Origin of the sequence: Mesorhizobium sp. M0522, from assembly GCF_040321085.1 — a bacterium.
Taxonomy (GTDB): Bacteria; Pseudomonadota; Alphaproteobacteria; order Rhizobiales; family Rhizobiaceae; genus Mesorhizobium.
In genome coordinates, this window is the sequence record NZ_JAMYQW010000007.1 from 95,934 (window position 1) to 110,300 (window position 14,367).

General features: G+C 61.6%; 14 protein-coding genes and 1 tRNA gene. 8 read left to right on the forward strand and 7 right to left on the reverse strand.

The window, feature by feature from the left end; all coding sequences use genetic code 11:
* Window positions 1-9 precede the first annotated feature (9 nt).
* Window positions 10-1,071 (reverse strand): tyrosine-type recombinase/integrase, encoded by a 1,062-nt coding sequence (locus NKI58_RS11305; RefSeq protein WP_352785815.1) that lies wholly within the window; start codon window positions 1,069-1,071, stop codon window positions 10-12.
* 238 nt (window positions 1,072-1,309) lie between these two features.
* The gene (locus tag NKI58_RS11310; protein ID WP_352785812.1) at window positions 1,310-2,497 is read right to left on the reverse strand and encodes a porin; all 1,188 of its coding nucleotides are present in this window, start codon (window positions 2,495-2,497) and stop codon (window positions 1,310-1,312) included.
* Window positions 2,498-2,946: 449 nt separating this feature from the next.
* On the opposite strand from NKI58_RS11310, the gene NKI58_RS11315 reads away from it, so the two are divergent.
* The 3 genes from NKI58_RS11315 (at window position 2,947) to NKI58_RS11325 (ending at window position 4,200) form a co-directional block, all read left to right on the forward strand.
* Window positions 2,947-3,037 (forward strand) — tRNA-Ser (locus NKI58_RS11315).
* Between the two features lie 118 nt (window positions 3,038-3,155).
* Window positions 3,156-3,710, forward strand: a complete 555-nt coding sequence (locus NKI58_RS11320; protein ID WP_352853204.1) for a DUF4142 domain-containing protein — start codon at window positions 3,156-3,158, stop codon at window positions 3,708-3,710.
* A 247-nt stretch (window positions 3,711-3,957) separates the two neighbouring features.
* On the forward strand, window positions 3,958-4,200 hold the full coding sequence (locus NKI58_RS11325) for a polymerase (RefSeq protein WP_352636298.1): 243 nt from the start codon (window positions 3,958-3,960) through the stop codon (window positions 4,198-4,200).
* 106 nt (window positions 4,201-4,306) lie between these two features.
* Here NKI58_RS11325 and NKI58_RS11330 read toward each other — a convergent pair whose 3' ends face one another.
* The gene (locus NKI58_RS11330; protein WP_502897011.1) at window positions 4,307-5,203 is read right to left on the reverse strand and encodes a DUF1236 domain-containing protein; all 897 of its coding nucleotides are present in this window, start codon (window positions 5,201-5,203) and stop codon (window positions 4,307-4,309) included.
* 96 nt (window positions 5,204-5,299) lie between these two features.
* Here NKI58_RS11330 and NKI58_RS11335 point away from each other — a divergent pair, with 96 nt between their 5' ends.
* The 4 genes from NKI58_RS11335 (at window position 5,300) to NKI58_RS11350 (ending at window position 8,628) form a co-directional block, all read left to right on the forward strand.
* Window positions 5,300-5,599: a DUF1236 domain-containing protein gene (locus NKI58_RS11335; RefSeq protein WP_023677114.1), complete on the forward strand. Its 300-nt coding sequence runs from the start codon at window positions 5,300-5,302 to the stop codon at window positions 5,597-5,599.
* A 345-nt stretch (window positions 5,600-5,944) separates the two neighbouring features.
* Complete coding sequence (locus tag NKI58_RS11340; RefSeq protein WP_352571523.1) at window positions 5,945-6,793, forward strand: MetQ/NlpA family lipoprotein; 849 nt, start codon at window positions 5,945-5,947, stop codon at window positions 6,791-6,793.
* 100 nt (window positions 6,794-6,893) lie between these two features.
* Window positions 6,894-7,991 carry a methionine ABC transporter ATP-binding protein gene (locus NKI58_RS11345; RefSeq protein ID WP_502897010.1) on the forward strand — a complete coding sequence of 366 codons (1,098 nt, stop codon included), beginning with the start codon at window positions 6,894-6,896 and terminating at the stop codon, window positions 7,989-7,991.
* Complete coding sequence (locus NKI58_RS11350) at window positions 7,972-8,628, forward strand: methionine ABC transporter permease (RefSeq protein ID WP_352787114.1); 657 nt, start codon at window positions 7,972-7,974, stop codon at window positions 8,626-8,628. The genes NKI58_RS11345 and NKI58_RS11350 overlap by 20 nt, the downstream gene beginning before the upstream one ends.
* A 28-nt stretch (window positions 8,629-8,656) precedes the next feature.
* Here the strand turns inward: NKI58_RS11350 and NKI58_RS11355 are convergent, their stop codons facing one another.
* The 4 genes from NKI58_RS11355 to NKI58_RS11370 are packed head-to-tail and all read right to left on the reverse strand — an operon-like array spanning window position 8,657 to window position 13,173.
* Complete coding sequence (locus NKI58_RS11355) at window positions 8,657-8,818, reverse strand: hypothetical protein (protein ID WP_352787113.1); 162 nt, start codon at window positions 8,816-8,818, stop codon at window positions 8,657-8,659.
* Window positions 8,815-9,333 carry a hypothetical protein gene (locus tag NKI58_RS11360; RefSeq protein ID WP_352853206.1) on the reverse strand — a complete coding sequence of 173 codons (519 nt, stop codon included), beginning with the start codon at window positions 9,331-9,333 and terminating at the stop codon, window positions 8,815-8,817. Before NKI58_RS11360 ends, NKI58_RS11355 begins: the two co-directional genes overlap by 4 nt.
* A 38-nt stretch (window positions 9,334-9,371) precedes the next feature.
* Window positions 9,372-11,087 (reverse strand): hydantoinase B/oxoprolinase family protein, encoded by a 1,716-nt coding sequence (locus NKI58_RS11365; protein WP_352636289.1) that lies wholly within the window; start codon window positions 11,085-11,087, stop codon window positions 9,372-9,374.
* Window position 11,088: 1 nt separating this feature from the next.
* Entirely contained in the window at window positions 11,089-13,173 is a 2,085-nt protein-coding gene (locus tag NKI58_RS11370) for a hydantoinase/oxoprolinase family protein (protein ID WP_352571525.1), read from the reverse strand.
* Window positions 13,174-13,391: 218 nt separating this feature from the next.
* On the opposite strand from NKI58_RS11370, the gene NKI58_RS11375 reads away from it, so the two are divergent.
* Window positions 13,392-14,219 (forward strand): ferredoxin--NADP reductase, encoded by an 828-nt coding sequence (locus tag NKI58_RS11375; RefSeq protein WP_023677121.1) that lies wholly within the window; start codon window positions 13,392-13,394, stop codon window positions 14,217-14,219.
* Window positions 14,220-14,367 lie beyond the last annotated feature (148 nt).

The window sequence follows — 14,367 nt, forward strand, 5'->3', positions numbered from 1 at the left end:
TGAGCGACACTACCGGGATTTTGCCCTTTTCACCACGGTTTTCGGAGACTTTTCGCTCTTAGCCGGCTTATTCTTCTGCTCATCCATCGCTGAATGAGCAGACAAAGCGCTTGCACCGCCTCTGTCCGCGCCACTGCACCGCGGCGTCTCCAGCACGGTGACGCAGCCATCGAGATCGTTGGTGGCCAGATGGGCGTAGCGCATGGTCATCGACAGCGTCTGGTGACCGAGCCACATCTGCACGCGCCTGATGTCGATGCCGCCCTGGACGAGACGCGAGGCACAAGTATGGCGCAATATGTGCGGCACGACCTGATCGTCGGCGCCAAGCCCGACCTCGGCCTTGGCATCGTTCCAGATGGCACGAAACTGCGCCTGACTGAGCTTGGTGAACGGACCTTTGGGCCGGCGGCCCTCGGTGGCCGGCAGCTTGATCACCTCTTTTACCCGCTCGGTCATCGGGATGGTGCGGCTGCGGCCGGATTTGGTGATCCAGAAACTGACGCGGTGCTCCTGGATATCGTTCCAGATCAAGCCCAGCGCTTCGCCGAGGCGGCAACCGGTGTCGACGAGAAAGACGGAAAGCCGATAAGCGTCCTCGCTGCGGCTCTTGATGGCGGCGAACAGCCTGGCTTCCTCGTCCCTTTCGAGGAAACGAATCCGTCCCGCCCGCTCCTTCTGGCGGCGGAACTCGGGCAGGCTGTGGATATCTCCCATCTTGTGAGCCTTGCGCAGCAGTTTGCTGAGGGCAGCCATCTTCCGGTTGATGGTTGCGTTGCTGTTGCCGCGCTGGCGCAAGGTGCCGATAAGATTGTCGAGGGTGCTTTGGTCAAAGGCGCTGAAACGCTCCCCTAGGAGGATCTCGTCTATCTCGCCGATGAAGGAGCTGACATTGTATTTATGCCGCCCGTCATCCCAAAGTATGTCCCGGTATGCTGAAAACAGTTCTCCGATCCTGTGCGACTTTACTTCTCGTATCTTGTTGTAACTGTATTTTATCTTTGCAGTTTGAGAAGAAAACATCGAAAAATGATCAGAGGTTCCTCCCTCTTGAATCGCATCGTTCGTCATTATTCGCCACACCCCCGAGTGGATAGGCCTAGACCTACCTGCTTGGCGGTGCCCTTTCAAGAGTTTTAAGCGTTGCGGCCGATTTCATCCACCAGTGGCGGATCCCAACGACATCGTTCCACAACCCTGTTCAGCTACCGAACCCCCTTTTCCTTCTGTTTGCTACCAGTCGCGAAAACAAAAACAGCCCGGGCGTTAAAGCGCCCGGGCTGGATTTCACTTGCTTTAAGTCCAGCCCTTAGAACGAGCGCTGGAAGCGGAGCATGCCGCCAACGGCGTTTTTCTTGTCGCCCGGGATGCCGGTCCAGTTGTATTCACCACCGAAGCCGTCCGCCTTGTGCTGGTTATGAGCCCAGTCGACTTCGGCCGTGATCGTGAAGCCGGGAACGATGTCGTAGGCGATATTCGCCGCGACGCCAGCTTCCTTCGCTTCGTCATATGACGCCTGGAGGTTGAACGAGGTCTTCTCGTTGATGGTGTAGGTGCCACCGCCCCAGACTGCCCAGTTGCCGCCCCACTGCTTGTAGAAATTGCGTGGGAGGTTGTCGTCAGAGCCGTAGCCGGCCATCAAGAACAGCGACAGGTTCTGCATCGGCGTCACGTCGAGACGAACCTTGGCAGCCCATTCTTCCAAGCTGCTGTCATAGGCAGCAACACCGGTGATGGAGCCCCAGCCCTGCGTGTATTTGAGACCGCCAACGACATACGGAACATAGCTGTCGATCGAGTCGTGGCCGAGATGGGTGGCAGTGTTAGCGGCGTTAAGGATAAAGCCTTCACCGGTTTCCAACGAAGCCACGGCCGAGAAGCCGTTGCCGGCATCGAAGTAGTACTGGACGACATTGGTGTCGAAGCCGCCATACGGAACGATCGTATCCTGGATGACGTTGCCGGCGTAGCCGCTGAACGTATTGAAGGCCGTTTCGTCCTTACCGACGCGGAGACCACCGAGCTGGATCCAGGCGAAGTTCAGCGAAACGCCTCTGCTGCCAAAGTTGGAAAAGTGCTCGTCGAACCCAGGCACGGTTTGGTAGCCGGTTCCCCAGTTGAACCGGGTCTCGGTGTAGGTCTTCAAGGTGCCCATCTCGGTTTCCTGGCCGGTATAGGTCCTCAGCGTGAAGCGAGCCTGCTTGTAATAGCCGTCGTTGACGTTGTCTTCGCCATCCAAGGCATCCGACAGGTCCTGGTACCTGGCGCCGTCGAACGAGCCAGCCTGGCCAGCGCTGATGTCGTAGCGGACATAGCCGCCGATGCGCAGGCAGATTTCGGTGCCGGGGATGTAGTAGTAGCCAGCGCCGTAGACGTCGCAGATCTTGACGTATTCAGCGGGTTCCGGCTCGGCGACGACGACGGCGTCGGCGGCGCGCGCACCGGAAACTGCGATCAGTGCCGCAGCGGAGCCGAGAAGAAGGCTCTTGATGTTCATTTTCTGACCTCCAGTCAAAAGTTAAAAAACGGGTCTGGGTATTCTTTGCTGAAGGACAGCGTTCCCTGCCCCATCCCCACTACCGAAAAAGATGCGCACCGCGCCGCTCCTTCAAACCCGACATTACCCATGAGACGGCGGCGTTCAACCACGATCGTACCGGCAAAAGGTTTGTATCGATGCTATCCCCCAGCGTTGTTGCACAAATGACACGATTTGGCCTCACTCCGAAAGCTCCCGTTAACCAACAGCCCTTCGCCAGCCGTTGCAAACGGCGGATTCCGGCGACGGTCGGCCCGAAATGTGACCATGACCCGAGTCGCGAACAAGGGAATTGCCGCAGAATCGCCACATCGCTGGGCGGCGCTTTGGCGAAGGGTCGATTTTTCAAGGATAATAGCGCCGGCTTGTTGATTGTGCCGGCGCTTTTCTTTATCCACCGGCGCAACGGAGAGGTGGCCGAGTGGTCGAAGGCGCTCCCCTGCTAAGGGAGTAGAGGTCAAAAGCTTCTCGTGGGTTCGAATCCCATCCTCTCCGCCACCCTACGCCCTGCGGGGGTGGGGGGGGGGGGGCCCCCCCCCCCCCCACGACCAGGCAACCTCGCCGCAGCTTGCGCGTTGAGCCATCGGAGGGATGACATCAGCCTCGGAGAACCCCCATGAAAACCCTTCTATCCATCACTGCGGCAGCGATGATGGCTGGCGCACCTTTGGCTGCTTTTGCCCAATCGGCGACGCTGACGCCTCTAACGACCGACACCATGAGCAAGGTTGACACCGCGACGTTCGTCAAGACCGTGCCCATCGCCAATACATTCGAAATCGTATCGAGCCGACTTGCGCAGACGCAGGCGACTGCCGACGACGTGAAGGCATTCGCGGCGCAAATGGTCACGGACCACACCAAGGCCGGCGAGGACTTCAAGGCGGCGCTCAGCAAGGGTCAGACGACTTCGGCCACCGCGCCAGCCGGCCCGTCGCTGGACACCAAGCACCAGGCGCTGCTCGACCAACTCAAGGAGGCCAGCGGGGACAGCTTCCAATCGAAATATATCGACATGCAGACCCAGGCGCATAAGGAAGCGGTGGCGCTGTTTTCCGCTTACGCGAATTCCGGCGACGATCCGGCGATGAAGGAGTTTGCCAAGAAGACGCTGCCGGTGCTGCAAATGCACGAACGTCATCTCAAGGACCTCGCTGCCGCGCATCAATGAGAGCGAAGAGTGCCTTTTGCAAACGAAAGGCCGCCCCACACACGGCCTGTGTGACGCGGCTGTCGTCCGGCCACACGGCCGGGAACAAAGCACCGAGAGTGCCGTTATTTATCCGGCTTGTTCGGGGAGGATCCAATGGAAGGCGGCATTCGCGGGGCCTCAAGGATAGTAGCGCCGGCTTTCGGCGCCGTCCTGGTCGCCGCTGTCACAGGCTGAAATCGCTTTCCGAATGGGACAGGCTGCCTTCATGCGCTACGGCGAGATATTTGCAAATGTTACGGCACTCATGTTGCTGGCCTTGATGATTGGCGGCGTCTTCGTCCTGTTTGGAGAGCCGCTGTGGCCGCGGTACTACGCGAGAATGGTGCTGGTTACGGATATCGATGCCATGACCACCGCGTCAGTCCGAACAAGCTGCGTGCCCAGTCCCTGCCTGCCCGACACCATCGATCACACCGTGCTCACTCCTCGCCCCGAGGACGGACCTTGATTTGCGATTTGCAGACGCTGGAGCCGGGTACGGAAAAGCCCGCCGCCCGAGCTGCGCGGCGGGCTTTTTTGGTGCATCAACCCACGGTAGACCGTCTGGGCCACGACTAGGTCAGGATAATCACGATCTTGTAGGTATTCGGGTCGACGATGACGATCCGGCCGTCGGCGAGCACGAAATACTCATAGCCTTCGTAAGCCGGAACGATCTTGACGATGCGCGCCGGCAGGCGATGCAGCCGGACCTTCTTTCGCGGAACCTCGACACCGACAGAGATGTCGAAATCGACGCTGGATACCGGTTGGATGTTCGTCTCCTTGATGACCTGCGTGATCTCCGTCTTCTGTTCAACGGTCACATTGTTGATGGAAGCGGTCGAACTCTGGTCTTGCGTCTGCGTCGAGGCATTGCCCTGAGTCTGCTCGGTGGTCGTGGTCCCAGTCTTGCCCTGAGCCTGCTCCTCGGTCTTCATTTTCGTGCTGCCTTGGCCCTGCTCGGTGGTGGTGGTTCCGGCCTTGCCTTGGGCCTGTTCGTCGGTCTTCATCTTGGTGCTGCCCTGGGCCTGCTGGTCAGTCGTGGCGCCAGCCTTGCCCTGAGCCTGCTCGTTGGTCTTCAGTTTCGGTTTGCCCTGGGCTTGCTGGTCAGTCGTTGCGCCGGCCTTGCCTTTGGCTTGCTCATCGGTCTTCAGCTTCTTGTTGCCTTGCGCCTGTTGATCAGTTGCAGCGCCGGTCTTGCCCTGAGCCTGCTCGCCCATTTTGGCGCCGTTCTGGCAATTGGCAGTGCCGGCTGCACAATTGGCGCCGGACTGGTCGTCGGTCGACTGCTGCGTCTGGGCAAGTGCAGCCCCGCAACTGACGCTGATTGCTAGCATGCTGGTGATCAGAACGCCTTTCATGAGAGATCTCCTTGGAAAACGCGTCCCTTCACCGCGTAAAACCGCGGCTAAAAAACTTTGTTCCAAACTAATGGAGGGAAACGGCAAGCGATCCGAGTGGCGGAACAAGCTCCACCTGATGACGTTACCGGCCTATAGCGACCCCGCTGCGAACAGCATGACGCGGCGCAGCGCAGAGGTGGCTCACCACGAAAGGAGACGATCATGAGAATGCATCTTTCGGCAGCCGCGGCTGGGTTCTTGCTGCTTGCGGGTATTGGCGCCGCTGCCGCTCAGGACGTGGTCATCGAACCGCAGCAGGAGACGATCGTACGCGAGTATGTGAAAAAGCAGCCTCTGGCGTCCGTGCAGCTTCCCGGCGTGGAGCTCAATGTCGGCTCGACCCTGCCCGACACCGTCGAGCTTCATGAGGTTCCCGACGTCAAATACCGCTATGTCGTCGTCGACAATCGGACCGTCCTGGTCGATCCTGGCACGCGCAGGATTGTAAAGGTCATCGAGTGAGCAAGCGCGTCGCTTTGAAGGGACATGCGGCGCGTCCAGCATTGTCGACATCCCACACTGCTGCCCGTGTTGGGCATTCGGACGCAGAAAGGCCCGCCGCTTCGAAGCACGGCGGGCCTCATAGCGGAGACGACGTCCGGACAATTTCTGAACCAGCATTGGGTTAGAACGCATGATCCCAGCACGCCCTGTGCTCGCCAGGCCCGAAACTTTGAGAGAATATTCCTGGCTTCGCATTTCGCGGGAAATACGGTGCTTTGATCCGACGGTCAGCATTCCCGATGATGCCGGCAAGGCTTGGCACTCCGCCTGGCCGCAACGACTTCAGAACCGACGGGATAGATCATGTCTGGGAATACCAACACTTTGCTCTCATTTCTCTCCGCAAGTATAAACCGGCGCGCCGGTCTGGCTGTACTTTTCGCGTCGGCGGTTGCGATTGTCGGCCTTGCTGCGCCGTCGTTCGCCGAAGACAAGACGGCGGTCAAGGTCGGCATCATGAGCGGCGAGGACGAGGATGTGTGGCGCGTCGTCACCGCCCAGGCGGCGGAGAGGGGGCTGACGATCGAGACCGTGGTGTTCAACGACTACACCCAGCCGAATGAAGCACTCGAGCGTGGCGAAATCGACGCCAACGCCTTCCAGCACAAGCCCTATCTCGACAACCAGATCAAGACGCAGGGCTATCACATCGTCCCGGTCGGCTATACCGGGGTCTGGCCGATCGGCCTCTATTCCAAGAAGTACACGAAGATTGCCGACCTGCCCGAAGACGCCGTCATTGGCGTGCCGAACGACCCGTCCAATGAGGGCCGCGCACTGCGCGTTCTGCAGAGCGAAGGTCTGATCAAGCTCAGGGAAGGCACCGGCATTCTGGCTACGACGACCGACATTGCCGAAAACCCGAAGAAATTAGTCGTCAAGGAGCTTGACGCCGGGATTGTCGGGCGCTCGGTGGAAGACCTCGACGGGGCCGTGGTCAACACGGATTGGGCGCTTAAAAGCGGCCTCACACCGGAGAACCGCATCGCCCAGGAGGCGGTGGCCGACAATCCCTACCGCAACTTCATCGCGGTCAAGGCCGGCAATGAAAACCAGCCCTGGGTAAAGACATTGGTCGCCTCCTACCAGAACGAAAAGGTGAAGGCCGAATTCGACCGAGTCTACAAGGGAACCGGCATCAGCGCCTATTGATGCCGAGCTCGACTGGGCGCCGAAGCCCGGCATGATAAAACGGTCCGCGCTTCAACGCGGACCGCGATCGCGTTTGCGGGACACCAATACAGGAACTTTTATGAACCAGCATTTCGCCTCGGTCACCGAAGTCATGCGTCCCGTCGGCGGCCGCTCCGCCGGACCGAATGATGTCGTGCGCCTCATCGAGCTGAAGCGCCGCTTCGGCGCGACAGCGGCGCTGGACGGCGTATCGCTCAACGTGCGCCAGGGCGAGATCCTCGGCATCATCGGCCGGAGCGGCGCCGGCAAGTCGACGCTGATACGCTGCCTGAACGGCCTGGAGCGGCCGGATACAGGACAGGTCTTCATCGAAGGCCGCGACATCAGCCGGCTCGGCGAGCGCGAATTGCAACCGCTGCGCCGGCGTATCGGCATGATCTTCCAGCATTTCAACCTGCTGTCCGCCAAGACGGTCGAAGACAATGTAGCGCTGCCGCTCAAGATCGAAGGCCGGCCCAGGGCCGAACGCCTGGCGCGCGCCGCCGAGCTGCTCGAGCTTGTCGGCCTGTCGGAGAAGGCGAAAGTCTATCCGGCGTCGCTGTCGGGCGGGCAGAAGCAGCGCGTCGGCATTGCCCGGGCGCTTGCGGCGCGCCCGGCGCTGCTGCTGTCCGACGAAGCGACCTCGGCGTTGGACCCGGAGACGACGCGCTCCATCCTTGCCTTGCTCAGAGACATCAACCGGCAGCTCGGCCTGACCATCCTGCTGATCACGCATGAGATGGAGGTGATCCGCTCGATCGCCGACCGGGTCGCGGTGATCGACGCTGGGCGGATCGTCGAGCAAGGGCCGGTGTGGTCGGTCTTTGCCGACCCGAAATCGGCGATCACACAAAGCCTGCTCGGCGGCATCCGGCCGCAATTGCCGGCGGAGATCGCAAGCCAGCTAACGCAGAACGCCGGCGTGGAGGCGATCCTCAAGATCGACGTGGCCGGTGAGGCCGCGCGAAGCCCGCTTTTGTCCGATCTTGCCTCGGCAGTTCCCGGCTCGTTCCGCCTCGTGCATGGCGGCATCGATCACGTCCAGCAGCAGCCTGTCGGGACACTGTTCGTGGCGGTCGCCGGCAGCAATGAAGCTCACCTGGCAGAGGTGATCGCGTTCTTGAAAGCCCGCCAAGCGCGGGTGGAGGTGCTTGGCCATGTCGCCGGTTCTGTTTGAGCTTCTCGTCCGTTCGATCTGGGAAACGATCCTGATGACGGCCGCCTCCGGCCTCATCTCGCTGGTTTTCGGGCTGCCGCTCGGCCTGGCGCTGGTCGCCACCGACCGCGGCGGTATCGCCGAAAACCTGTGGGTGAACCGCGCGCTCGGAGCGCTCATCAACGGCTTCCGCTCGGTGCCTTTCATCATCCTGCTGGTTGCGCTGATCCCGGTGACGCGGCTGATCGTCGGCACCTCGATCGGCACCTGGGCAGCGATTGTGCCGCTGTCGATCGCGGCGACGCCCTACTATGCGCGGATCGCCGAAGTGTCGCTGCGCGAGGTCGACCACGGGCTGATCGAGGCAGCACGCGCCATGGGCGGCAACCGCTGGACGATCATTCGCGAGGTGCTGGTGCCGGAAGCGTTGCCCGGCATCGTCGCCGGCTTCACGGTGACGCTGGTGACGCTTATCGGCGCCTCGGCCATGGCTGGCGCCATCGGCGCCGGCGGCCTCGGCGACCTCGCCATCCGCTACGGCTACCAGCGCTTCGAGACGTCCGTCATGATCGCCGTTGTCATTGTGCTGATCATCCTGGTCTGCGGCATCCAGTGGGCCGGCGACCGGCTGGTCGCGAGGCTGGACCACAGAGCGTGACCGGCGAAACGCGGCCCAATCAATGCCTTTAATTTCCGGGAAAGTTCAGATTGTTCTCGATGGTCTCGCTCGCCCAAGCGAGCTTTTCGCGATCGTCGGGGCGCAAGGGAGCCTCGACCGCGACGGTGAACAAGTGCCAGGCGAGACTGTCGGATAGAAGCCATGTGGTGACCTGTTCGCTGAAGATCACGTGCCCCTATCGAGTGTCTTGATGTTGCCGGTAATCAAGTCCGCACAGTGCAACATGGCCTCGGGGTAAGGGCTATCACGCCATGCCGCTAATGCAGCTGCTACATCCATTCCGGCAAGCACTATGCCCTCCAGCCAGGGAACCGCGTTCCCTTCATCGGGATGCATGGTCATCGCTTTTCGCCAGGCAACCTGAAACAGCACCTCGACAGCCTGCTGTTCTTCCAACGGCCAATCGCGCCAGGAGGTCCTTTCGAGCTTTGCGGCAATCACGTTGGCGTCGAACCCCATCGAAGGTTCGCCTTGGATGGCAAGTTCAAGCACTCTCGGCAGAAAGTGCCGGTAGTCATCGACGTCGCCGACCGTCCATATGGCCGATCCGGCATAGGCGCCGAGGTTTTCACCACTGAGCTCCCGAAGCGGACCACTGGAATACTCCCCGAAAGATCGATTCCAAATCCTTGTACGGCGAGCCATGCAGGTGGCGGGGCGATGGATAAGACGCGAAAGCGGCATAGACGCGTTCGACTGCGTGGGCCAGTTCAGACGAGAGATCAGCCTCCAGGGGATTTGGGTTGCTCATCCGCTACGACTCCGAACAGGTCTCTGGCTTGCTCTGCGGTATAGTAGCCGAGCTTGACATCCCGAGCGACCAATTGCGGATCGCGCTGCAACGGATCGCCGTAGCCGCCGCCGCCAGGCGTGCCGACGCACACGCGGTCGCCTGTCTTCAGCGCGATGTCCTGCTCCTTGGACAGATGCGGCGGCACATGTTCCTTGCCGTCGCGGAACACGGTCACCGTGTTGACCGCACCGTCCTTGCCGCCGAGCGCGCCTTGCGGGCCGAACCGGCCGTGATCCATGACGAAGGAGGCGCGGGCGTCGCCGCGCAGGATCTCGACCTCATAGGCGAGGCCAAAACCGCCGCGATGCTTGCCGGCGCCGCCCGAGCCTTCGCGCAAGGCATAGTGGCGGTAGAGCACCGGGAAGGCCTGCTCCATGATTTCGACCGGCGGCGACTTGGAAATGCCTATGGTCGAGCAGCCATTGGTCAGGCCGTCGTGACCGGCATTGCCGCCATAGCCGCCCCCGGAGATCTGATACATGACATAATCGCGGCCGCGGGCCGGATCGTTGCCGCCGAGCGCGAAATTGCCGCTGGAGCCGGCGGGGGCCGCCGTCACCTTGTCCGGCAGCGCCTGCACCATCGCCGCGAACACCGCTTCGGCAATGCGCTGCGAAACCTCAGCCGCGCAGCCCGATACCGGCCGCGGATATTTGGCGTCGAGGAAGGTGCCTTCCGGCCGCTTGACGATCAGCGGCTCGAAGGCGCCAGCGCTGATCGGCACGTCGGGGAAAATGTGCCGCATGGCGAGATAGACCGAGGACAAGGTCGTCGCCAGCACGCTGTTCATCGGCCCAGCGCAGGGCTTTGACGAACCGGAGAAGTCGAAGCTGAGCGTGTCGCCCTGTTTTTCGACCGCCAGCGCGATAGTCAGCGGCTCGTTGACCACGCCGTCGGAATCAACAAAAGCCTGCGACCGGTAAATGCCGTCGGGAATGGCTGATATGTTCGCGCGCATCTGTTCGGCGGCGCGGCGGCGCAGTTCGGCGATCGCACCGACGACCGTTTCATCTCCGTAACGATCCAGGATTCCGTTCAGTCGGTCTTGACCGATCAGCAGTGCCGCCGCCTGCGCCCGGATGTCGCCGATGCGCTGGTCGGCAACCCTGATGTTCGAGCAGATGATGGCGTAGATCTCAGGGTCGAGCACGCCCTTCTTGAATAATTTCACCGGCGGCAGTCGCAAGCCTTCCTGCTCGACCGCTGTTGCCGAGGCGGAAAAGCCGCCCGGCACCGAACCACCGATGTCGGGCCAGTGGCCGGTGTTCGACAGCCAGCAGAATATCTTGCCGTCCCGATAGACCGGCATGGCGAAGCGCACATCCATCAAATGGGTGCCGCCGAGATAGGGATCGTTGACGATGTAGATATCGCCTGGCTCGGGCGGCAGGCAGCGACCGTCGGCGATCATCTCGATCACCGTTTTGGTCGAATACTGCATGACGCCGACGAACACCGGCAGGCCCTGGCTGCCTTGCGCGATCAGCGAACCATCGAGCGCCGAATAGATGCCATCCGAACGGTCATTGGCCTCGGCGATGACAGGCGAGAAGGCGGCGCGCGAAAATGTCAGGTCCATTTCGTCGCAGACTTGCTGTAGCGCCGCCTGGATGACCGAAAGGGTGATGGCGTCGAGTTTTTCCATCTCAGGCCTCGCCGATATCGATGATGATGTTGCCGTCGGCATCCGATCGCGCCCGGTCACCGGGCTCCAGCACAGTCGTCGCGTCCATCTGTTCGAGGATCGCCGGACCTTCGATTGTTGCGTCGAGCGGCAACTTCTCTCTGCTGTAGACCGGCGTGTCGTACCAGCGCCCGCCATACCAGACAGGCCGGATCTCGCGCCGCGCCTCTTCGAGCGTTTTGGCGCGCCCAGCCGGGTCGATCAGCCGGGACAGATCGATTGCCGGCCGCACGCCGGTGACCGAGGTGTTGAGGTTGACCAGATTGGCGCGGATTTCCGGCAACTGGACCTTGAAGCGGGCGAAATAGGCCTTCTCGAACAGTTGCTGCAGTCCCTCGCGTGTCACCGCAGACGACGGCAGCGGCACGTTGATGATATGCGTCTGGCCGACGAACTGCATGTCGGCGGAATGCGTGACGCGGATCATTTCCGGCTTCACCGCCTCCTTGCCGATCAGCTCCTTGCCTTCGTTTCGGTGCCGTTCCAATGTCTCGTGGAGTTGGATTTCATCGAGACGGGCCACCGGCTGGTTGACCGTATTAACGAAATCATGGCGCAGATCGGCGACGACGCAGCCGAGCGCATTGGTGATGCCCGGCCGCGCCGGCACCAGCACCTTGGGCAGGCCGAGCTCGCGCGCCAGTGCCGTCGCATGCAGCGGCCCGGCGCCGCCGAAGGCGAACAGCGCGAAATCGCGCGGGTCGTGGCCGCGCGACACCGACACCATGCGGATGGCGCCGGCCATCTTCACGTTGCCGAGCCGCAGCACCGCACCCGCCGCCTCGACGCCGGACAAGCCTGTGGCGCGGCCGATCCTGTCCTCGAATATGCCGGTGACCCGTTCGACGGTGACCGGGTTTTCCACCGCGAGCAGCTTCTTCGGCGCCAGCCTGCCGAGCACCAGATTAGCGTCGGTAATGGTCGGCTCCAAGCCGCCGCGTCCGTAGCAGATCGGGCCGGGATTGGCGCCGGCGCTTTCCGGGCCGATCTGGATCAGACCGGCCGCATCGACGCGGGCGATCGAGCCGCCGCCGGCGCCGACCGTATGCACCGCCACCATCGGCACGTGGATCGGCATCGCATACTCGATCTCGATCTCGTTCGACACCGCCGGCTCGGCGTTGCGGATCAGCGCCACGTCGGTCGAGGTGCCGCCCATGTCATAGGTGACCAGGTTTTCGAAGCCGGCGCGTTTTCCCGTATAGGCGGCAGCAATGACGCCGGAAGCGGGGCCGGACATGACGGTCTTGGCCGACTCACGTGTGACAAAGCGGGCCGAGATCATGCCGCCATTGCCGTTCATGATCAGGAAGTCGCGGGCGTAGCCTTTTGACGCCAGCTCCTTGCGCAGCCGCTCGACATAGCGTTCGAGGATCGGTTGCACCGAGGCGTTGACCGAAGCGGTGACGCCGCGCTCGAATTCGCGCGCTTCCGAAAGCAGCGCATGGCCTGTCGTGATGTAGCCGTTCGGCCAAAGCTCGGCCGCGATCTCGGCGGCACGCCGCTCATGCCTCGGGTTGGCGTAGGAATGCAGGAAATGGATGACGAGGGATTCGCAGCCGGCCGCGATCAGTTGTGAAATCGCTGCCCGCATCTCGGCCTCGTCGAGCGGTATGCGCACCGCGCCCGAGGCCTCGACCCGCTCCGACACTTCGAGCCGCAGATTGCGCGGAATGATCGGCACGAACGTGCCTGTCATGCCATAGGCTTGCGGCCGTGTCCGCCGGCCAAGCTCGATGACGTCACGAAAGCCGCGCGTGGTGATCATGCCGGTTTTGGCCAGCCGGCGCTCCAGCACCGCGTTGGTGGTGGTCGTCGTGCCGTGCACGATGAGGTCGATGCCGTCGACGGGAAAGCCGGTGGCACCAAGAGCTGCAACGACGCCGAAAGCCTGGTTGTCGACCGTCGTCGGGGTCTTGGCGATATGCACCCGGCCGCCGTCACGGCCGTCGATCAGAAGCAGGTCGGTAAAGGTGCCGCCGACATCGATACCGGCGACGACGCTGCCCGTCGAATCCAGAGCTTGCGCCGAAAAATTCTGTTCCATTGTCGAAACCCGAAATGCCCGAACTGCTTACATGCCTCAGTTTGGAAAGCTGTTTTACGGCGGCGTCTTGACGCAAATATCGTTTGTATACTAATAAATTCCGGACACAAGAGCTTACCGCTTCGGAGTGTGCAAACGGCACGCTGGAACCTGACCGGTTCGGGCGCGCAGGTGAAGATTTGGCGCGGGCGCTGAGCTGGCCCGGAAGGTTAGGTTTGATGAACACCATATCCGCGTTCAACACTGCCGGCGCCCGGCCGTTGCAGTTCCCGATACCGGCCAATGTCTATGCCGAAACCGTCGTCTCGGTGAAGCATTATACCGACCGGCTGTTTTCGTTCCGCATCACCCGGCCGCAATCGCTGCGCTTCCGTTCCGGCGAGTTCGTCATGATCGGCCTGCCCAATGCCGAGAAGCCGGTGTTCCGCGCCTATTCGATCGCCAGCCCTGCCTGGGACGACGAACTCGAATTCTTCTCGATCAAAGTGCCGGACGGCCCGCTTACCTCGGAGCTGCAGAAAATCGAGATCGGCGATACCGTCATCATACGGCAGAAGTCGACCGGCACGCTGGTGGTCGACGCGCTGACGCCGGCCAAGCGCCTGTTCATGATCTCGACCGGCACCGGCATTGCTCCATTCGCCAGCCTGCTGCGCGATCCCGATACCTATGAGAAGTTCGAGCAGGTTATCCTGACCCATACCTGCCGCGACAATGCCGAGCTCACCTACGGCCAGGAACTGGTGGCCGCACTGGAGAACGATCCGCTGATCGGCGAACTGACCGGCGGCCGCGTCACGCTGTATAATTCGACGACGCGCGAGACCTCCGAGCGCATGGGCCGCATCACCGCGCTGATCGGCTCGGGCAAATTCTACACCGATCTCGGCATCGACAGGCTCAATCCCGAAACCGACCGCATCATGATCTGCGGCTCGATGCATATGCTGAAGGACGTCAAGGAACTGGCCGAAAGCCACGGCTTCCAGGAAGGCTCGCTGCATCATCCGGCAAGCTTCGTCGTCGAGCGCGCCTTCGTCGGCTGAGACGCGCAGTTCAGCGTCCACTGGTTCGAGACCCTGATTTTGATCATGCGGTCAAAAATCGGCTGCCTTGACTGTCTTTTTCCGCTATGACCGCTTGAAGGACTCGTGAAGCGCTGCTTCACGGTCTATCTTCGGCATAAGTCGCTGA